The organism is Corynebacterium sp. PCR 32 (assembly GCF_037464985.1).
Lineage (GTDB): Bacteria > Actinomycetota > Actinomycetes > Mycobacteriales > Mycobacteriaceae > Corynebacterium > Corynebacterium kroppenstedtii_D.
This window is the reverse complement of sequence record NZ_JBAHVL010000001.1, coordinates 542,781-563,742: the sequence shown is the minus strand read 5'-3', so window position 1 is coordinate 563,742 and position 20,962 is coordinate 542,781. Positions and strand designations below refer to the sequence as shown.

The 20,962-nt window shown below is 55.1% G+C and carries 13 protein-coding genes; 1 reads left to right on the top strand and 12 read right to left on the bottom strand.

Features of this window, described 5'->3' with window-relative positions; genetic code table 11:
* Positions 1 to 102: 102 nt before the first annotated feature.
* Positions 103 to 2,040, bottom strand: coding sequence for an acyltransferase family protein (locus tag V5S80_RS02370; protein WP_395169134.1), 1,938 nt, complete (start codon positions 2,038 to 2,040; stop codon positions 103 to 105).
* On the opposite strand from V5S80_RS02370, the gene V5S80_RS02365 reads away from it, so the two are divergent.
* The gene (locus V5S80_RS02365) at positions 2,031 to 2,657 is read left to right on the top strand and encodes a hypothetical protein (RefSeq protein ID WP_395169133.1); all 627 of its coding nucleotides are present in this window, start codon (positions 2,031 to 2,033) and stop codon (positions 2,655 to 2,657) included. The two genes, V5S80_RS02370 and V5S80_RS02365, sit on opposite strands and share 10 nt — an antisense overlap.
* A gap of 102 nt (positions 2,658 to 2,759) precedes the next feature.
* Here the strand turns inward: V5S80_RS02365 and V5S80_RS02360 are convergent, their stop codons facing one another.
* The 11 genes from V5S80_RS02360 to V5S80_RS02310 all read right to left on the bottom strand — a co-directional run bounded on the left by V5S80_RS02360 (position 2,760) and on the right by V5S80_RS02310 (position 20,931).
* Complete coding sequence (locus V5S80_RS02360) at positions 2,760 to 4,940, bottom strand: [protein-PII] uridylyltransferase (protein WP_395169132.1); 2,181 nt, start codon at positions 4,938 to 4,940, stop codon at positions 2,760 to 2,762.
* A 79-nt stretch (positions 4,941 to 5,019) separates the two neighbouring features.
* Complete coding sequence (locus tag V5S80_RS02355) at positions 5,020 to 5,358, bottom strand: P-II family nitrogen regulator (RefSeq protein WP_395169131.1); 339 nt, start codon at positions 5,356 to 5,358, stop codon at positions 5,020 to 5,022.
* Positions 5,359 to 5,418: 60 nt separating this feature from the next.
* Positions 5,419 to 6,777: an ammonium transporter gene (locus V5S80_RS02350; protein ID WP_395169130.1), complete on the bottom strand. Its 1,359-nt coding sequence runs from the start codon at positions 6,775 to 6,777 to the stop codon at positions 5,419 to 5,421.
* Positions 6,778 to 7,178: 401 nt separating this feature from the next.
* Positions 7,179 to 8,081 (bottom strand): GDSL-type esterase/lipase family protein, encoded by a 903-nt coding sequence (locus V5S80_RS02345; protein ID WP_395169129.1) that lies wholly within the window; start codon positions 8,079 to 8,081, stop codon positions 7,179 to 7,181.
* A gap of 276 nt (positions 8,082 to 8,357) precedes the next feature.
* On the bottom strand, positions 8,358 to 10,124 hold the full coding sequence (gene ftsY / locus V5S80_RS02340) for a signal recognition particle-docking protein FtsY (protein WP_395169128.1): 1,767 nt from the start codon (positions 10,122 to 10,124) through the stop codon (positions 8,358 to 8,360).
* A 62-nt stretch (positions 10,125 to 10,186) separates the two neighbouring features.
* Positions 10,187 to 13,798, bottom strand: a complete 3,612-nt coding sequence (locus tag V5S80_RS02335) for a hypothetical protein (protein ID WP_395169127.1) — start codon at positions 13,796 to 13,798, stop codon at positions 10,187 to 10,189.
* A 67-nt stretch (positions 13,799 to 13,865) separates the two neighbouring features.
* Positions 13,866 to 17,399: a chromosome segregation protein SMC gene (gene smc / locus V5S80_RS02330; RefSeq protein ID WP_395169126.1), complete on the bottom strand. Its 3,534-nt coding sequence runs from the start codon at positions 17,397 to 17,399 to the stop codon at positions 13,866 to 13,868.
* Between the two features lie 34 nt (positions 17,400 to 17,433).
* Positions 17,434 to 17,748, bottom strand: coding sequence for an acylphosphatase (locus V5S80_RS02325; protein ID WP_395169421.1), 315 nt, complete (start codon positions 17,746 to 17,748; stop codon positions 17,434 to 17,436).
* An 88-nt stretch (positions 17,749 to 17,836) separates the two neighbouring features.
* The gene (locus V5S80_RS02320; RefSeq protein ID WP_395169125.1) at positions 17,837 to 19,366 is read right to left on the bottom strand and encodes an alanine/glycine:cation symporter family protein; all 1,530 of its coding nucleotides are present in this window, start codon (positions 19,364 to 19,366) and stop codon (positions 17,837 to 17,839) included.
* 127 nt (positions 19,367 to 19,493) lie between these two features.
* On the bottom strand, positions 19,494 to 20,237 hold the full coding sequence (gene rnc / locus V5S80_RS02315; RefSeq protein ID WP_395169124.1) for a ribonuclease III: 744 nt from the start codon (positions 20,235 to 20,237) through the stop codon (positions 19,494 to 19,496).
* Positions 20,238 to 20,331: 94 nt separating this feature from the next.
* Positions 20,332 to 20,931 carry a YceD family protein gene (locus tag V5S80_RS02310; RefSeq protein ID WP_395169123.1) on the bottom strand — a complete coding sequence of 200 codons (600 nt, stop codon included), beginning with the start codon at positions 20,929 to 20,931 and terminating at the stop codon, positions 20,332 to 20,334.
* Between the last annotated feature and the right edge of the window lie 31 nt (positions 20,932 to 20,962).

Sequence of the window (20,962 nt, the reverse complement as noted above, 5' to 3'; positions counted from 1 at the left end):
CGCATGCCGGGAGAACACAGGCAAACACCATCCATGCCTCATCTGCCCACTGTGATCTGACTGTTGTCTGTCCTCGTCATCCGCTGTTGCTGTGCAGGGCCCCTACCTTGTCATGGTTCCTGCGTGCTGTGTGTCGGCCAACGTGCCGAATCCCCACTTAATACAGTCAACAAATACAGGCATGGCACCGTAATCCGGATGGACACCATCGGATTGCAGATCGCGAACATGCTTTTTGGCAACATCTGACCAATCCGCGACCGTCACATTCGGGTATTTCGCCGCTATTTTCTGGTATTCATTCGTGACTTGCGGCTCCCAACCCGCACCATATGTATTGACCAAAACAACAGTTCTTCCACGCTGAATCTCATTAATTTCCTGATCAACTGCGTGGGGGTTACGCACCCCCCAATTCGTCCCTAACGCGATAACCACCGCCCGGCGAATCTTTCCCCGGAGTTCCATGTCATGCATGATCGGGATCGCTTGCTCCCATGCTCGCTCTGACTGCGCGATAATATCGACACCTGGATAATCTTTAACAATCTGTTGAGCGGTCGTGACCAACATCGAATCACCAAACATAGTGACCTCGCTGCCTGCTGGTGGCGCATAGTCCACGACATCAGACCGACCTGTAGCTTGCCCACGTACGGTCGCGGTGTCAGTGTTTTTCGTCGTGTCGCCAGTGTTCACAAGATGTTCACTGTCAGAAATCTTTTGTTCCACTAACGTCGTGCGTGGCGAGGTCGAGACAACGGAGACTGTGCATACTACTAATGCCAACGGCATCGCCAGTGCAGCAATTACGGCTGGGGTGACCCTGCCCCGTCGACCTGCCCCGCCAGCCTGCCCCACACCACCCCACCGGCCACTACTGAGACGAGGAAGTCTGGTATCGACACCTGTGCAGAACGCTACCCAAGCACCGCCCAGCCCCAAACGTCTGATAGGTGTTTCCAGATATCGAAGGGAAAACTCGCACACAATGAAAGTCACGGCGACAGCCCCAAGTCGCACCACCCACGATGCCATGCTGTTGTCTGGTGTCGACACCACAACCTTCGCGAGAATGATGAGCGGCCAGTGCCACAAGTACACCGCGTAGGAGCGATCACCGACCCACACTGCGGGCCCCGACGACATCACCGTCACCAGTCCACCTCGGTTGACGAGAAGGCTAGCAATCATCACAGCTGTCAGTATGTTTGCAGCGGCAATACCCCCATGGAATGCTTCCGAGGAACCATCGCCGATCATCACCATCAGCGTGACAAGCCCGACACAGGACACCCATCCAGCCGCTGGTCCCACCATGGCCCACCATGATGAGGTAATAAATCCACCCCCTGGCCGCGATGCCTCAAACGCTAAGGCGGCCCCCACCATCAATCCAAAGAGGTGAGTATCTGTCCCGTAGTACACCCGTGTTGACGCATCGGGACTATAGATGACCGCCATCGCCACTGCCGAGACAAGGGCCACTCCCAGCAGAGCGATAGCAACTCGCCGCCGCGGGATGCGTTTGTGTGCTATCCATACAAAAACCCAGGGCCATAGGAGATAGAACTGTTCTTCGACGGCTAACGACCACAAGTTCATAAACAGCTGTGGGACGTGGCGCGTGAAGTACGACGAACCAGCAGCAATCTCTACCCAGTTATAAGAAAACGTCAATACCCCCACAATCTGCGGAGTAACGCGCACCAAAAGGTCCTGTGCTTGAACAACACACCGGGTGCATAACCACGTCAAGGGCACAACAACGATGACAAGGCTAATCAGTGCCGGAATGAGCCGGCGAGCACGTCGAACCCAAAAGTTTTTGAGGTTGGTATGCCCGGTCTTATAGCGTTCACGGATCAACAGTGTTGTGATCAAGAAGCCGGAGACCACAAAGAATACATCCACCCCCATGAACCCACCCGGTAAAAGGTGCGAGTCAAGATGGAAGAGGAGAACCGCGATAATCGCGATGGCACGCACGCCGTCGAGTCCAGCGATCCTCCCTTCATACAGAGGTGGGTATGCGTGCATCGAACGGAGGTGAGGCGATGGTCGGCCGTCGACATCATGGGAAAGCTGCGTCGCCTCGCCTCCTCGGGATAGCGGTAGGGGACGTAGGTGTCGACCCTGGGACATCCGCCTCGAGGATGGCAGCTTCTGGGGCTGCTCACGGGGTCTGCCCGATCCACCAGCATAGTCATGGCCCGTCGTATGATGCACGCGAGTGCGACGAGAGCGCCGCTGACCGCCGCGGCTGTCACGGGTGCGGAGGGGGTTTCGTACGTCATCGAGTACTTCTGCTCGTATGGAGTGAAAGTCATCGCTGGGGCGGCGGCGCCCATGATAGTCAAGTCGTCCGCGCGTGTAACGCTCCGGATAGCGGCGGGCCGACGGACTCGATCTGCGCCTCGGTGTGGGTGAATCCCCTGCCGGTACATGTGAATATCGACGGGTGCACGGTTCTTGTGTTCTACGATCACGGCTACTGGAGCTGTGTGTGCTCTGTCCGTAGGGGTGAGCAGCATGACAGTCTTGGTGTCCATTTGGCGAGGGCCCGTGACCCCAGGTCCCTCGCCTTAGCTGTCGGGGATCACGGCGGTGGTGTGCCACAAGAATCACCTACCCAGAAAGGTAACTATGCGAAGTAGTTTCAGGAGGGAAGTCTACTGGAGAACACCCGCATGTCACGGAGAAACCAGCAAAAGTACGGCCCGTGTCGCAGGACTGTTTATCACCGCTGAATAACGATGTCAGTCCCCCAAGGCACGCCGGATCCGCAAGACAGCAGCGTTCTTCTCTTGTCGTGTCATCCCCGGCTTCACACAGAATCGATCAACAACCGTATCGGCAAAGGTCGAGATTGTCGCCCACCGAAGCTCTGGTAACGCTCCAATCACGGCCGCGACAACACCACGACGATCCCGCGCTCGAATTTCTAAGATATCTCCATTCCACACAAGGTCAGCATCATCTTTCGTGAAAGGGAGACGAATTTCTCTCGCCACCTGTTGTGCATAAAGTGAGCGAAGGACCGCGTTATCTGGTTTCCCTTCATGAACGGGATGCACCGCAAACATCGCAACCGTTTGAGTCAAACCGTCATCCATCGGTTCGTCACACATAATGCGTGCATGCACAATGTGCCACCGACGATCACACATCAGTTGAACCGCACGCTGCAATGCATCAGGAGCATCATCATCGAGAATCAGCCGCCAAAAATGCTGTTCTTCCTGGATTTCTATCGTCTCATCGGTCTCCTTAAGATCCACCACCTCAGCGGAACAATCAGGATGCCGGACAGGAGAAATGCGCATCTGAGAACGGGCTATCCTCGCAAGCCTATGCACAGACGCAGCCGCCCTCGGTGTCCATACGGATGGCCCAGTCCCACGAGCATCACACCCCGTCAAAACCTCGAGAAGATCCAATGTCAATGGATTGCCATCAAGACGATCAACCAACTCACCTGCTGTCGCTGGGTCGTCAGGATCCCGATTCAATGCACGGTACATCAGCTCCGTGTGATGGAGAACCACCGATTCAAGCACTGCACAATCACCTGGGTTCAACCCCATACGATACGCCGCAGCCTTCACGATTCGAGCTCCAACAACACTATGGTCCTCAGAGTCCTCCTCACCATCTGACACTTTGCCGACATCGTGATACAACGCAGCAAGGAGAAGAAGATCTGGCCGCGGCACATGGATAGAGTTTTCTGCCGCCTCGGCCACCACAGCTAACGCATGCTTATCCAGCGTCAACACATGGTTACGTTCACGGGGCATCACCCCACGAATACGCCGCCATCCAGGAACTAATGGCTCCCACAAACCATGACGGTCCATCGCCTCGACAACATCATTCGTCCGGCGCCCGCCTGCGAGCACCGCACAAAAATCAGATAGCGCCGACGGCGGCCATGGCTCAGGTAACGGCGGACATGATGCCAACCGACCCCATACGGCCTCCCCCACCTGAAGCCCGGTTCTCGTTGCCGTCGCCGCAACACGTAACGGCAAACCAGGGTCATCCATCACCGCCGATTTAGCTAACGCAATTTGACCGTCATGGTCGACCACACCCTCATCAAGGGGACGACGAATCGGCCGACGAAGAGCCGTCCGCGACGCAATTGCCGACCGTGCCGTCGACAAGCCCGTCGTCAACGCAGTATCAATGTTCCGTGCAGCCGCAGCAATGTCCTCTGACAACGTATATCGATGATCATGCCCCATTGCAACAGCAATATCCGCCGCATACTCAGGTTCCAGAATGTCACGTGAGCGGCGCATTGAATCATGCAAAAGCGTACGGACATCCAACAGCAGTCCGTAGTCATCATCCACAATCGATGCATCTGCGACTTGAGCTAATGCCAGTGCCCGGAGAAGCTGCGCATCCCGGAGCCCCCCACGTCCATGCTTAATATCTGGTCGTGTCATTGCCACCACTGATCCAGAGCGGTGCCACCGGGATGCTGCCGCAGACACTAAGGAATCGAAACGCTTCGCAATCATTGCTCGCCAGTCGGCCAGCACTGTCGCCTTCGCTGTCTGAGCCAGATCAACATCCCCGGTGATGAACCGCAGATCTAACAGCGATAGTGCCGCAGTAATATCCGTCGACGCTGTAGCCGCCATCCCTGACACCGTCCGCACGGAATGATCAAGGTGAACATGACGGTCCCACAACGGATACCACACCGATTCCGCCACGCACGCAACCACATCCGGTGTCATCCCGTCAGCGTGAAGAAGAGTGACATCCACGTCCGAGTACGAGGTCATCTCACGCCGGGCGAAAGATCCCGTGGCGCACAATGCAAAACCGTCAGGAAGTTCGGAACGGCACAACAGTTCGTCGAACGATGCTGTCACTGATGCTCGCACCGATGCTGGCGATGGGCACACACCCGTCGACGACACTATGTTTTCTCCTGACGACGCTCTCGATCGACATCTCACCGAAGTAGATCCATACCCTTCTTGTGGCATGTTCACTTTGTTATACAGCGCCCTCACCATGTTCCGCTGTTCGTACTCGTACAACGTCGTTAACCGGAGTCACCCATATCTTCCCGTCACCGATCTTCCCGGTACGGGATGCCGAGATTATTGCGTCCACAACATCGGAATAAAAATGATCAGCCACAACAATCTCAACCTTGATCTTTGACACGAAGTCCACTGAATATTCGGCGCCGCGATATACCTCAGTGTGGCCTTTTTGCTGTCCACAACCATGAACCTCAGTGACCGTCATTCCACGTACACCGATGTCGTCCAGAGACTCCTTAATATCGGTCAGTGTAAATGGCTTCACAATCGCAGTGACGAGCTTCACACCTATCTCCTAACGTACCGCATATTCTCTGAGCAGCACCCGCGATTTCAACCACCCACGCTACCGAAAACCGCTTCCCGCCATGTCATATGCCGACTCCCGATGCATCACGATGTCAATGCCGTCACATTCATCCGAATCATCGATACGCCACCCCACGGTGAATGCAAGAGCATACCCAATAACGGCCGTCGTTATCGCCGTAAACATCATCGCCGCACCCGCTATCACTAATTGAAGAATGAGCAAACGAAGGCCGTCCACACCGCCCCCAGTCACCAGTCCCGCATGATTTTTTGCAAAAAGCCCCACACCAATTGTCCCCCACAGACCGGAGAGCAAGTGGACACCGACGACGTCTAATGAGTCATCAAATTTCAGCTTAAACTTAAGCCCAACTCCATAAGCGGAAATCACTCCTGCCACAGCACCAAGAATGATCGACATGACCGGCGTCACATCACCACACGCTGGCGTAATCGCAACTAGTCCAGCAACAACACCGGATACTGCACCTAATGACGTGCCATAGCCATCACGCACACGCTCAACTGCAAGCCACGCCACCATGGCAGCACACGCAGCAACCGTCGTATTAATCCACGCAAGCGCAGCATTTCCATCAGCAGCACAGGCTGATCCTGCATTGAAGCCGAACCAACCACACCACAAGAGAGCGGTTCCGATCATGGTCAAAGGAAGATTATGGGGACGCTGCGGAGCCGTTAAGAAGTCCCGAGACCGACCCACGATCAGAGCTAGCACGAGACCAGCGGCACCAGCACTGATATGAACGACGGTGCCACCGGCGAAATCGACGGGAGGAATTTTTGCTACTCTCACGCTACCGTCCGTGGTCGTCCCGAACAGCCGGGAAGCAATGCTGTCCTCAGCACCAGACAACAAGCCGCCGCCCCACACCATGTGAGCTAATGGGAAAAAGACGATCGTTACCCACACACCCGAAAACACAAGCCACGTCGAGTATTTCACTCGGTGAGCAAGCGCTCCCGAGATTAGCGCAACAGTAATAGCAGCAAACGCGAGCTGGAAGGCAACATCAATAATTTCTGGGTACCCATTTTTACCGACGGGGTACGACGACCCGTCCTCCGACACAATCCCACGCAACCCAAAATTAGTGACAGGACTCGCGAGTACCCCAGCAAAATCCGTACTGGAATACGACATTGAATATCCCCACAACACATAGATAACGCCGACTACACCAAGCGCACCAAACGACATCATCATCATGTTTAATGTTGATTTTTGCCGCGACATACCACCGTAAAAGAACGCGACAGCCGGGATCATGAGCACAACAAATGAAGCACTCACAAGCATCCATGCCGAATTACCGACACTCGCTACAGTGTCAGACGTCGAACCTGCACACACCACACAGTCAGCGAGCATAAGGATTCCTCTCGCAGGACATCGTTGGATACAGAGGAACGCAGAATGCACGCTCACACCATCACGTACCCATCGGGTGCCCTGGCCATAGGCAATGACTACACCTGGCTATCACATATCACACCGATGGCAACACATCAGATACGATCACGCCACCGGCGTCACTATCCAGCCAATTCACAAGTATGCCCACCCTATGTTTCAACCAACAGAGCATCAGGTTTCAATCATGTGAAATAAAGTCAATATTATTTCACCTCCATGACAGCTACCAGTGCAAAACCCACACTACCGCGGCCACCCCCATCTCGCGGTATCACCCCCACACACAAAATCCCCAGGTAGATATACCACCCAGGGATCACGCCTCGTCGATCAGGAGAAAGAGTGACAACTGGCCCCTACAGCCGTGAGTTGATCTGCTGCGCCATATTGTCGACACCTTGATCCGTCATATGCATAGCCATCGCTGCGTTATTACCATTGGCCTGAATAATGCCCGCGACCCAATTCTCACGGCCAGGTGCACACGTGCTGTGATCAGCCGTCGATTCCACCATATCGATATACGTACCGCCGTTGCGTTCTGCCGCTCCCGACTGTTGACGCTTCACAATATTGAAAGAATTCTGATAGCCGAATCCCAACGTATTGAGTGGGCGGAAATCACCTGCCTGAACCAGGCATAACCAGTTCGGTGCAACTGGTGCCGTCACCTGCGGGTACGACAAGTAGATGAGTTTAGCGTTTGGTGCCGCTTGACGAATACGCTGAGATTGCCGGTCCAGCTCTGCTGCAGCAGCACTCTCATGAGGTGGATCCTCAGGGTTCACGCTCCACCCATAACCAGTCTGATAAAAATCGTTCAAACCGATGAGAATCGGAACAGCCTGGGTATTCGCATTCAAAGCACCATTATCAATGGCTTTAGTAACCAAAGTATCAAGACGGTTAGGGTTGAGGTTTCCTATAAAAGGAAGCTCCGTGAGAGTAGCTCCTGAACAAGCATAATTATCAACCTTTTTACCGGAAATAGCCCGCAAAGCATCACCAACATTATGCTGATCTTGCGGACATCCTGCTGCAGATGTTCCCGTCGGAGGAGCAACTCGCGGCGCGAAAGGAACCGCCGCTTGGATATGATCGTTAATGAGCGACCATTGATTAGGGGTGGCCATGTATGAATCACCTAACAAAACAATGTTTGGCTCCCCGTCAGCTTCAGCGGGCTGAGCTACGACCGCTACACCACCACCAACTGCAACAACACCCACGAGGGCAGAAAGCTTCTTAGCTAGGGACATTTCACATCTTTTCTTTTCCGATAGGAGTCTACGTACAATGGCATATTCCTCTGCAAAGCAGTACAAGAGCCCTTACATCGAGGTAGCATGGGCCGAGTAACCTCACACTACCTCGTTGATGACTACATGAGCAGCAGTCATAGGGTACTTCGCTTACACACGATATAGTGTTTCACAGCAAAAAACTACACAACTATTTATTTTTCCAGAATAAATTAAATCGCTACCACCGGGCCTCTTTCGACACATCCGAGCCAAACCCGGTCGGCAGCTCACCTATCCCAAAAGCGCATCAACAAACCCGTCGACTTCAAACGGGGCTAAATCATCGACCCCCTCACCCAGCCCCACCATCTTCACAGGAACTCCAAGCTCTTCCTGCACCTGGAAAACGATCCCACCTTTCGCGGTACCATCAAGCTTGGTCAATACCACCCCAGTGATGTCCACAGTCTCCGCGAAAATCCGCGCCTGCATCACACCATTTTGACCAACCGTGGAATCAAGAACAAGAAGAACCTCATCAACCACAGCTTTCTTTTCGACGACACGCTTGACCTTACCCAACTGATCCATCAAGTTGTTCTCAGTATGAAGCCGACCAGCAGTGTCGACGACAACAACATCAGCCTTCTCCGCAACGCCAACAGCCACAGCGTCAAACGCCACCGAAGCAGGATCAGCACCTTCAGCCCCACGGACCGTACGAGCATCGACCCGGCTCCCCCATGCTTCAAGCTGATCAGCAGCCGCAGCACGGAACGTATCCGCTGCGCCCAACACCACCCTATGCCCCATCGCCGTCAACACACGCGCCAACTTCCCGACAGTCGTCGTCTTTCCCGTCCCATTAACACCAACAACGAGAATGACAGCAGGCTTACCGTCATACGGCATCGCGCGAATAGACCGATCCAACTCGGGATGGCACGACTCAATTAACGCCTGCCGGAGCAATGCACGAGCTTCCTGCTCTGACGACACCCCATGAGATGCAATCTTTTCACGCAAAGCATCAACAACTTTCATCGTGGCAGGTGTACCCAAATCAGCCATGAGAAGTGTATCTTCAATATCCTCCCACGCATCCTCATCAAGGTCACCGCCACCAAGAATTCCCAACACACTCTTACCGATTGCATTGTGAGAACGAGACAATCGACCACGCAAACGATGAAGCCGACCATCCACCGGCGCAGGAGCATCCGTTCCCTGAACAGGGGCTGACACGTCAGCAACGGCAACCTTCTCGGGATACTCACCGTCACTATCAGTGGCACCATCGTCAACGGACTCATCCACTGACGCATCCACCTCATAGTCATGCGCATCGTCACCCGCCGCCCGCTCAGCATCCACTGCAACACTGGCATCCGCAGAAGCAACCCCTGTTCCACGTACGTCATTGACGCCCTCATCAGCACGACCGCCCTCCGTACGAGCATGATCGTCACCTGCATCGTCATCCGACGTATCCTCCGTGGCAACTACCTCATCGGGCTCTCGCACCGGGAAAGAAAAACCAGGCGCCGTTGCATCCTTGGCATCGGACTCACATTCCTGTGCGTGTGCGGAGTCCTCCTCCGCGGCCACCGTGTCACTAGTAACAACGCCCGCACCGGCCTCAAGGTTTTTGCAACCACCTGCACCGTCCGACCCCTCTGACCCCCCACCAGGTTCCCTCCTAGCCACGGTACTACTCAGCGACTCGGATTCTTCACCCGCTGCTTTGGCAGTATCACCCACCGACACACGATCACCTGGCTCGGCCACCGTACGTCGCCCTGTCTGGCCAAAATCACCGGCAACAATGTCAGCCTGCGACGGCTTATGCGCAGCCGCCGGCCCCGAGGAAAAATTGAACCCACCTTTAGCCTCATAGTTGCCTGAATCAGGCCGCTGCTTCTCTTCAGCATCATCCGCCGTACTCGCAAACGACACCGTATTCTTTTTGCGCCGGTGCAACCCAAGAAGAATCAGGAGTGCAACCAGCACCACAACAACGACAACACCGACAATGGTCCACAACACAACAGGAGACATAATGGCCATTATGTCAGTAACCATCGGCCCTTATGAAGAAAGACCGACAGCCCACCCACCAACTACTTCTTTTTGTGGCCGACCACTCCCAACACCATGGCATCAGCGGAGACAATGTCACCGGCAACAAGATCCGGCAAGAGCTCAGCCACACGGGCCCACCCGGCCACAGCTTGCGGCGACAACGCCCCCATCCGCCCGGCACCATGAGCCTCCAAACGTGCCGCGAGGGCAAAAACCAACGAAATGATCGGCGCGAGCGCCCACCGGTTATCAACCGATTCAGTATCAACACCTTCCAAACGGTCAAACCGCACGCGTGCCGCCGCATACAACTGCCGATTACTGTGCCGAATCCGCTTCAGCAATTTAGCCGCAGTCACCATCAAATCTTCTTCCCCCAACAGCTGAGTTAATTCCTCACGATGAGAGAACGTCTCCAAGACCGCCAACAACCGCGAATTATCATCACTAATAAGACCCGGCATGATACCCGCACCATCCAAAAACTGCTGCAAAATCACTTTCTGCTGAGCATCCGGCATACGAGCAATATGCACAGTGGTCGGATCCAAGCAGGCGTTATCCAAACTCTGATCCCGCCCCGTCGTAAAAGCTTCTACTGCACGACGACCGACCAACGAATCAACCTTCTCCAAGGCCCGATCACGTGCTTGAGCAGGAGTCATATCAGATTCTGATACACCAGAAGCCAGACCGCCACGATCCGTCGACGCCTCCCCAGCTTCTTCCAACGCAGCAACCGCTACATCCCAACGCTCAGCCTCCGCCAATGCGATTAATGCCCCAAGCCACGGAGTATTCTCGCCCTGCAATGTAAACGACTCAGCATCAATGTCATCGGAATCAAAAGCTGAACGAACAAGCCCACTCGAAATGAACACACTCGGGCGTTTCGCTGCATCGACTAACGACAACGACAAACCAACCAACGCCACACTCGGCTGCGACAAAAACGCATCTCGGGCGATTTCCGCACCACGAGGCAGCAAATTAAACGCCCGGGAATCAGATATCCAGCCAGCTTGCAAATCCCATAGCAAACTAAAGGTCTCCGCACCGCCCTCAATATTTTTAGATTCGCCCGCCAGGAACGCGCTCAATGAATCGAGACCGTGCCCCGTCGCATACCCGGGTTGATCCACAACAACAGATTGCGGCCCCGGCCGGGCAGGAGCACGTAAATCCTCACTGACATCCGCACAATAAACCTGAACCACCAATGGCCCCACATTGCGAAGTTCCTCAGGAACAATCGCTTCGCCATCACTCACACGAATACTAAGAGCCCGGCGCCACGGAGCCGTCGTCGGCCACAACCACAACCCCAACGGCCGACCATCCGGTGAGCCCTTAACCACCGCAACTGACGTCTCATCCCCGGACGCTCTATCCGCCGACACCACCAAAGTATCGTCACGACGGTCGATCTTCCACTCAGGCGTTGGCGCGACCGTGACAAGGCGTACCGAGGTACTTCTGCGGGTCTCATCATCGACCCAGCTCAACTCAATACTTCCCCCCGACTGGGTTGCCAACGATGAAGCGAAATCCTTCAACGGCACACGCCACGTCATCCCATCCCACGTAATCATCTTCTTTGTCCGAACCGGGGCGCCATGATGATTGCGTGCAGTAATCACCGGTTTCTCAAGTTCGCTTCCGGTACGAACACGCAAGAACATCCCACCATTGAGCTCAGAACCCGCGCACACAAGCGGCGTTGACCTCCATCGAGCCTCTTCCCCCGTGAGTGGAACTTGAAAACGTAACCGCGGAGGCGTCACGACAATCGGGAGCAAATCACCATCATCAGTGCTCACAGTCGCCGCACCACGGGCGGAGTCCGCAACGACATCAACTGGATGTGGATCAATAGCCGCAGGCTTCTCTGTCGCAAGAGTCACCATTCTCGGTGACAGGCCACCAGCAACCGGAATACGGAAGCCATGAGTCTCCTCCAAGGAGGTCACTAAACCTTGAACAATTGCGTACCGATGCCGGAAAGATTCATTCCGTGGACCCCTCAAACGGACGATATACTCCCCTGTCCACGGCGATTCATACAGGTCAGGATCAAATACGTAGACAGCACCACCCTCAGCAGGCACGTCAACAGGCTCCGACGGTGTCACCTCCACACCCGCCTGCCCTGGCCCAGCATAAGATGAGATAGACAAGTACCACGTCTCATCTGATCCCGACAGGGTCGCGGGAAACTCTGCCATCAAACTTTCAGAATGCACGGGTAGCCCAGAGACCGACCGAACATGCGGACATACCTCCCCCTCAGAGAAAATTACCCGCTGACGAGGATCAACACTCCGAAGCGTCGTACCGGTAGGATCACCCGGTCGCCGCACCTGAAAGGACGCGGCATCGTTGAGATCAACTGTTCGCGCAATCCATCCATTCCACCCACGGAGCTCTACACCGTCATCCGTCGGCAAAGGAGTCTCACGAACCGAGTCTAAAATCTCTGCATCATCAGGCGACACCACAATCACATCCGCATGATGGAAAGATACTTTGCTTGTCACATTGTGGCCCCGCATCGTGAACGCTAAGAACGGCTCTGACAAAACTGGAACCGTCCACGACACCCGCCGAACTACCTCTTTAACGACAATCTCACGCGCCGCCTTACGCACCGGCACATCAAGAATCTCAGAAAACCCATCGGTATCATTGTCATAGCCCGTGCGATACTCGGCGACATCTCCATCAATAGATACCCGCCACCGCAGCTCAACAACCGTTTCATCCAACGGCAACTGAGGAAGGCGCAAGACCACACGATCACGATTCACGTCATAGACCAGACGCGGTGACGACTCCCATGGCGCTGTCCCCACCGTCGACAAACGATCCACCGTACCCGCTGGACGTTCTCGTAACTCATCGACAAGATCTTCAAGAATCAACAACGGCACACGATAAGAGCCATCCTCACCCACGCCCCACTCAGCCCACCGATCAACCTCATAAGGATTCTCAGCGACCCACCGGTAAAACTCAATCACATCATCGAACAGTCGGGCAGCCCGTTCTGGGGCCAACGAACACAAAGGCCCCAATTGACGCGTTGGTGAAACATCAACGAAATGCTCTACCAACGACTCACCCGTGACTAAATCGGGATCCTCATCGATTAACGCAATCAGACTTGGAATCCACCCCGCTGGAATGGTGGCATGCAAAAGGAGACGCCCCAACTCTCCATCCGACCCCGAGGCCGCAATATCCATAGGATCAAGTCCCGCGCGAGTCAACACATCCGAGATGCGACCATCAAAGCACCCATAAAAATGCTCAGCGAGCTCCATAGGCACCCCAAGCCCAGCCCAATACTCCACATCAAAATTGCTCAAATCAGCAATTCGACCGGCACGGCCGACCAACGTCGTCGCCACCATCGCTGGACACGCCTCCAGAACAGCAGAAAGCTCAGCCCCAGCGGAAACCTGTCTCGTGACAAAACGGCCCCAGAAACGGTCTAACCGCTCCATCTCATCACCACTGAGGTTGACCGAGACAGCAAAATCGACATCCGAGAGCTGCCGCGACAACTCCAACTCCGTCGTCGACGCCCACCCCAACAACGGGTCAGCGGGATCAGCAATAAAACTCGTAGGGGCGGAGACGCCTGACAACTAAGTAGTCCTTTCCATGACATGACTGTGCCTACACGATGAGTCCAGCCCGAACACTATCTGGGATTCACAACGATTCCGATGAGCTGGCACTGACATCGTCGCCCACGGGCCTAGATTGTGGGCTCATTCGTTGAGAGATTACACGGGTCACTCCATCACCGCGCATCGTCACCCCATAGAGCACGTTGGCAGTATCCATCGTTGGTTTTTGGTGGGTAATGACGATGAGCTGCGAATCCTCTCGAAGCTGTTCAAACAGCGCAATCAAACGACGAAGATTCACATCATCTAACGCAGCTTCCACCTCATCCATGACATAGAACGGCGATGGTCGAGCGCGGAAGATAGCCACGAGTAAGGCTAGTGCTGTCAATGATTTCTCCCCACCCGACAGTAACGACAGTCGCGTTACTCTCTTTCCCGGTGGGCGGGCATGCACTTCAATACCAGTTCCTAGCATGTCATCGGGGTCCGTCAGAGAAAGTCGCCCCTCCCCACCCGGGAACAAGGTGTGAAACACCCGGGGGAACTCCACCTGGACATCTAACCACGCATCCGTGAAGAGCTGCAGAATGGTGGCATCAACGTCCTTAATGACCCCCTGCAAGTCCTGCCGTGCCTTCTCAACATCCATGAGCTGGGTCGATAGGAAAGAATAGCGTTCCTCGAGTGCTTTATATTCCTCCAGTGCAAGGGGATTGACTTTGCCCAGTTGTTTTAATGCTCGCTCAGCCGACGATAACCGTTTTTCCTCGGCAGCACGGTCAAAATGTGTGAGATCTTGACTCGAGAGAACATCATCTGGGTTAAGGCCCAACTGTTCACGGATGTGCCTCTCGGCCTGTTCTACCCGCACCGCGGCGGCTTCGCGCTTAACGTCCATATCGTGGGTTATCTGCAACGCACGTTCACGCTGACCAGTGATCTCGCTGACAGCATCTCGTGCACGGGACCGCTGCGAGGTGGCTTCCGAGACTCTCGCGTGGAGGGCATCACGTTCATTAGCCGCAGTCTGAACAGCAACCTCCACACGTTTCACAAGGTCGTCACACCAGGCCGCAATGTGCGCCGCACGTTGCCGGGCATGGTGACGTGCACGCTGTGCCTCGTCATGACGCCGTCGATGATCACGCTCATGCTCGGCCTGACGGCGGAGCCGATCTGCTTGCCCCTTGATAGCAGCTGCACGTTCTTCTGCGCTGCGCAACGCTAACCGCGCTTCCGTCTCCATCGCTCGGATTTGGGTGAGTTCCTCATGTGCCTGATCCCGGGCTGCCGTCGAGAGCTCATCGGACTCTATGTTCTCACCCACGGATTCCGCATCCATCCGCAAGCGGCGATCAGCCAGATCCGCACACTCTGCGTGAATGTTGTCGATCCGCGCTTCGGCATGAGCCCGATGACCTTGTGCCTGCTGCAGCTCATTCTTGAGACGGTGCATAGCTGCCTCGGCCGTCACGACGCGCTCGCGGAGGTTCGATGTCATCACTGTGAATTCGGACTGTGCCGCGCGAGCAGCACCCAGTGCGTCACGACGGTCATGCACTGTCGTCTCTGCACCGTCGATCGCACCAGCAAGATCGGTCGACTTCGCGGTGTACTCGGCGAGTTCTTCCCTGGCTTGCTCGATGGAAGATTTCACATCAACAGAGGTCGCACCTCCAGATCCACCACGCATCCACCCCGAGCCGATCACGATCCCCGACGAGGTTACTGCCCGCAACCGTGCATCATCGCGGACAAGCGCGCGCCCCACCGCCACAGACGGGACGGCAACGACGTCGACAAGGAGACCGGTCAATGCATGAGCGAAGGCGTCGTCAACTGTGATTTTGTCCAAGAACCACGTACTACCTCCTGGGAGGTCAGCGGTCAGGCGCCATGTCTTTTTGTGTGACTCTTCCACGAGCCATGCGTGCCCTGCATCAGCTGACACTAATGACTCGAGTGCCCCCATACCTTCCGATGAGCCTCCATGTAGTGTGATTGCCTCTGCAGCATCCCCTAACACCGCGGACAATGCTGTCTCCCAGCCACGGTCAACGGTGACGACGTCGGCAAAAGCTCCCCAATCGAGCGAGGTGTTCTTGCGAAGCCACGCGGCGCCATCAGTGGGACGGACAGTCGTCTGCAAGGTATCAATGCGCGATTGCAGAGCTGATATCGAACGCTCATAGGTACGGTCGGTATCTCGAAGGTCTCGAAGGCGGGATTCTGCAGCAGCAACATCATGTTCAGCCTCACTGACCCGGTTCTGAACCGAGGACGCCTGCGCATCATGGGCGTGGAGTGCGGCCTGTGCCGAATCAACATCATTCGTCGCTTGCGCCAACTCTGGGACAATGGCATCCACAGCGTCCGTAGCGCGACGGAGATCATCGTGAGCTGTCTCCAAGCGTTGGCGTGCAGATTCTTCTGCAGCCTCTAATCGTGCTACTCCCTCACGCCTATCCGCGACGGCTCGTAGAGCCGCAAGATGTTCTTTTTCGGCCTGATGGGCTTTGTCCTCTTTTTCTTCGACACATTCGCGAATGGTTTCTAGCGTTTCTGCTGCTTCTTCGAGTGCTGCAACGGTGGCTTCTTCCCGTTCCGCGGCCTGTCTCGCACGCGCGTCGAGATCGTCGGGGTCAGGGCCGTGATAGTCCTCGGCGTCGTCACCCGAAGTAGCTCTGTCAGCGGCAATCCGGCCGGTCGCAGTAACCCGTTCGGACAACGATGATAAGCGAAACCACAGGTGTTGTGCCGCCTCGCTCCGCGGCACGAGCTCACCAACGCGACGCTCAAGCTCATCGACGTGCCCCTGCCATTCATGAAGATTGTCGGTGAGCGTTTCTTCTTTCGCTCGTGCTTCGTGAACCTCCTTGGCAAGGTCCATGAGTTCACCTCGCGCGGTGGCCAGGGAATGTGCTGCGAGGTTGAGCCGTGCATCGCGAAGGTCTGATTGGACTGTCGCTGCTCGTTGCGCTGCTTCTGCCTGTTTTGCCAGTGGCTTGAGCTGCCGTTCAAGCTCAGTGGCGAGGTCACGGAGACGATCAACATTAGCCTGCATGGAAGCAAGTTTGCGCTGAGCTTTGTCTTTCCGACGTCGATGTTTCAGCACCCCAGCTGCTTCTTCAATATATGCGCGACGATCTTCCGGTTTCGATTCCAGAATGCTGGCCAAACGCCCTTGCCCAACGATGACGTGCATTTCACGTCCGATACCTGAATCGGACAACAATTCCTGAATATCCATTAAGCGGGCACGCGTCCCGTTGATTTCGTACTCGCCACCGCCATCGCGAAATACACGACGTGTAATGGAGACCTCCGAGTATTCGATGGGTAGGGCCCCATCGGAATTGTCGATGGTCAGTGTCACTTCTGCTCTACCCAAAGGCTTCCTGGAGCCAGCTCCGGCGAAAATGACGTCGTCCATGCTGCCACCACGCAGCGTCTTAGCGCCTTGCTCTCCCATGACCCAGGCGAGAGCATCGACGACGTTGGATTTGCCAGACCCGTTCGGACCCACGACCGCACAAATCCCGGGCTCTAATTTGAGCGTCGTCGACGAAGCAAAGGACTTGAATCCTTTTAGGGTCAGCGACTTCAGATACATGCCACTCAATATATTCCGATTAGCGAACTACTTGTTAGCGGATCTCGAAACCTCGGTACCCACCACGTGGCCTATGCCACGAATCCAGCACAGTATCAACTGAACCAGGACGGTGACTCGAGCTCGGATCCTCCCGTAGCCGAGCTAGCAACTCGGCCGCAGGACCAAGACCCCCTTCAGCACACACAAGGACACGACCATCAGGGTAATTTGTCGCAGAACCCACGAGCCCCAACTCTAGAGCCTGACTTCGCACCCACCAACGAAAACCAACACCCTGAACATGTCCGTGAACCCAAGCGATCACGCGGACAGAATCATGAGACCCGCCGGGCTCACCTGACAACATCGCCCCCATGCGGATCCCTTCGTTTAGATTATCGACCATCTTCCACCCCACCGAACCAATGCCCCTCAGCCTCACCGCACATGCGCCACTATTGTGCAGGAAGCGAACCGCTCGCCTTCCGCTTGAGAACACGAGGCGCTGGAGTCCCCGGACGCCGTCCATAGACCTCTTGTCCATCACCCCGAATGGTCAATGGATCGCTACCATCCCAACATTCAATCTTGTCATGCCCCGGCAAATTCGGAAGATCATCACGATGGAACACCGGTGACAAACCCTGATTGCGTTGGTGACGGTAATTCTTGAGAAGCGCAATAGCCGCCCCACCCAACGGAATAATCGCCACAAGGTTGATAGCCACCATGACGCCCGCGAATAAATCCGCCAGGGCCCACACGATACCAACCTTGCCCAGAGAGCCCCCCAGGACACACAAGCACACAAGGAGACGGTACGCGACCATCACCTTGGGACTTCTGGTGAAGAACTCAATATTTGACTCGCCATAGTAGTAATTTCCGATGACCGAGGAGAATGCAAGGAAGAAAATAATGACAGTGACGAGGTGAACACCCCAGTGCCCCACTGCAGCAGCCACAGAATCCTGTGTCAACGATGCAGACTCGACCCCACCACCGAAGGACGGATTATTCAGCAAAATGATGAACGCAGTAATCGAACAGACAATGATTGTGTCAAAATATACTCCGAGCGTCTGAATAAGACCCTGTTTCACCGGGTGGCTCACTGACGCCGTCGCTGCAGCATTAGGAATGGACCCTTCGCCAGCCTCGTTGGAAAACAGTCCCCGGCGAATGCCATACATGAAGGCTTGGCCCAACGTTGCACCTGCGACCTCTTTAATCCCTAACGCTGATGTCACAATTTCGGCAAACATGTGTGGTACCTGATTGATATTCACCGCAACAACGACAGCACCCGTGACGATATAGAGCACAGCCATCACGGGAACAAGCCAGTTGGTCACTGACGCAATACGCTGAACTCCACCGAAGACGACGAGAGCCGTCAACACAGCCAACGCCACACCCAGCAGAGCCTTCCACCACATCGCATCCGACCCAGTCGACTCGGTGATGGCATCAACAATGGAGTTCGACTGCACAGCGTTGTACACAAACCCGTAGGTCACAGTAATAGCGACGACAAAGATCGCAGCGAGCCACTTCTTGTTTAATCCCTTGGTGATGTAATACGCAGGGCCGCCACGGTAGGAATCCGTGTCTTTCACTTTGTAGAGCTGGGCAAGAGTGGATTCGATAAACGCAGTGGCGCCACCAACAATGGCAACAAGCCACATCCAGAACACCGCTCCGGGCCCGCCAATGGTAATGGCTACTGCCACACCAGCAATGTTTCCTGTCCCGACGCGTGACGCTGCAGAGATCGTAAATGCCTTAAAGGCAGAAATTCCCTTTTTATTTTCCGAGATTTCACTCGGCTTCTCTGCGAGGGACCGAAACATCTCCGGTACCATCCGAATTTGCACGATGGCCGTACGGAAACAGAACCATATCCCTGCGGCCAACAGCACCCACGTGATGACGGTCCATAACCCGTCACTGGAGCTCGTCACCGCGTTCTCAATTGCTGTCATGGTGATCTACCATACGGCCCCACCCGAGTGATCAAGAATTTATGGCACCCTCAATAGAGTCGGTTGACCAACATTTAACATGCCTGAAATATATGGCTATACGATTGCCGGCTCCGTAACCTACTCACTACAACGCGTCATGAGCATCGCGCGCAGCATGATGTTCTGCTTCTTTCTTAGTATGACCCTCCCCATGACCCCACACTGTGCCCCGCAACGAGACCGTCGAGGTAAAGTGCGGATCATGAGCTGGCCCAGAACAGGTTGTTTCATACACAGGCTCGCCTAAGCCACGGCCAGCAATCTTCTCCAACAACCCAGTTTTCCAGTCCATATGCAACCCAACGGTCGGTGCTGCCTCAATCCTGGACTCAAAGAGGCGGAGAATGACCTCTTTCGCAGTCTGGAAACCATGCTCCAGATAGATCGCCCCCAGCATTGCTTCAGTGGTATCAGCCAGGATGGAATTCTTATCTTTCCCGTTGGTGAGCTGCTCGCCACGGCCCAACACGATATGGTCTCCCAGCCCGATTTCGCGAGCGACGTCGGCCAGGGCATACATATTGACAACACCGGCACGCATCTTCGAAATTTCCGACTCTGTCCGTTCAGGAAAAGCCAGGTACAACCGTTCGGCCACCGACAATCCGAGGACGGCGTCACCAAGGAATTCCAGGCGCTCATTATTCGGCAGCATCCCGTTTTCATTAGCGAACGACCGGTGCGTCAACGCGAGGCGCAACGCATCATCAGATAGCGACACGCCAAATCCATCCAGCAACGGCTGATGATCCACGCTACAAAACGCGTGATTCCACGCCTCCTCACCCGTTAACCGCTCCTGCTTTGCACTTTTCGACTGCTTTGCCATCACGTTCCCACTTTTCCAACTACGACAACCAACCGCCACACGTATCCCGGACGTCGGCTACCAGCGGGACGGGGAACACGTAGATATGAACGCTTTATTGTTGCAGATCCTTCAGCTTGTCCTGCAATCCTGCCCACCGCGGATCGACGGTCTCGCCCTCACCCGAGACTCCGTCAGGCTGAGGAGTCTGGGAGTCACATTCGCATCCAAACTGCTCACACGTCGGAGAAAACGGAAGCGATACCCCAGCTTCGTCGATGACTGCCTGCGTAAGATCCACATGATTATCGTGAACCATCGGCGTGGGCTCATCCTCATCGCTGTCCGCCGCGTCATCAGAGGTAATGAACGTATCACTCAACGCCCACACGCCATTAACGTGGAATGAAAGTTGAGGCTCAAGCGAAGTTAGACACCGAACACATTCGGCCTCACCCGGACCGGAAATATCAGCATCCACGACGAGCCCTTCGCCAACATTGGTGACGGTGGCATGAACAGAGAGCGGAGCGCCGACACCAAAAGCAATCATTTCTGGGCCGATGCGAGCTGGCGAAACACCTTCAGTGTCAATAGTTTCGACAGCCCCAGAGTGCTGCGATACCGCAGACACATCCAGAAACAAAGGGTTATTTCCCGTCGGTGGCGCTGATTTATTCTGGCTAGAATATGAGGTTCCCATAACGATGCCCATGGTAATGCACGGCGGCTTGTACGTCCTCTTG

Coding starts and splice junctions, on each gene's coding strand:
- V5S80_RS02365 (WP_395169133.1), top strand. CDS start 2,031: ATGCGTGCATCGAACGGAGGTGAGGCGATGGTCGGCCGTCGACATCAT.
- V5S80_RS02370 (WP_395169134.1), bottom strand. CDS start 2,040: ATGCACGCATACCCACCTCTGTATGAAGGGAGGATCGCTGGACTCGAC.
- V5S80_RS02350 (WP_395169130.1), bottom strand. CDS start 6,777: ATGCTCGCTGACTGTGTGGTGTGTGCAGGTTCGACGTCTGACACTGTA.
- V5S80_RS02345 (WP_395169129.1), bottom strand. CDS start 8,081: ATGTCCCTAGCTAAGAAGCTTTCTGCCCTCGTGGGTGTTGTTGCAGTT.
- ftsY (WP_395169128.1), bottom strand. CDS start 10,124: ATGTCTCCTGTTGTGTTGTGGACCATTGTCGGTGTTGTCGTTGTTGTG.
- smc (WP_395169126.1), bottom strand. CDS start 17,399: ATGTATCTGAAGTCGCTGACCCTAAAAGGATTCAAGTCCTTTGCTTCG.
- V5S80_RS02325 (WP_395169421.1), bottom strand. CDS start 17,748: ATGTTGTCAGGTGAGCCCGGCGGGTCTCATGATTCTGTCCGCGTGATC.
- V5S80_RS02320 (WP_395169125.1), bottom strand. CDS start 19,366: ATGACAGCAATTGAGAACGCGGTGACGAGCTCCAGTGACGGGTTATGG.
- rnc (WP_395169124.1), bottom strand. CDS start 20,237: ATGGCAAAGCAGTCGAAAAGTGCAAAGCAGGAGCGGTTAACGGGTGAG.
- V5S80_RS02310 (WP_395169123.1), bottom strand. CDS start 20,931: ATGGGCATCGTTATGGGAACCTCATATTCTAGCCAGAATAAATCAGCG.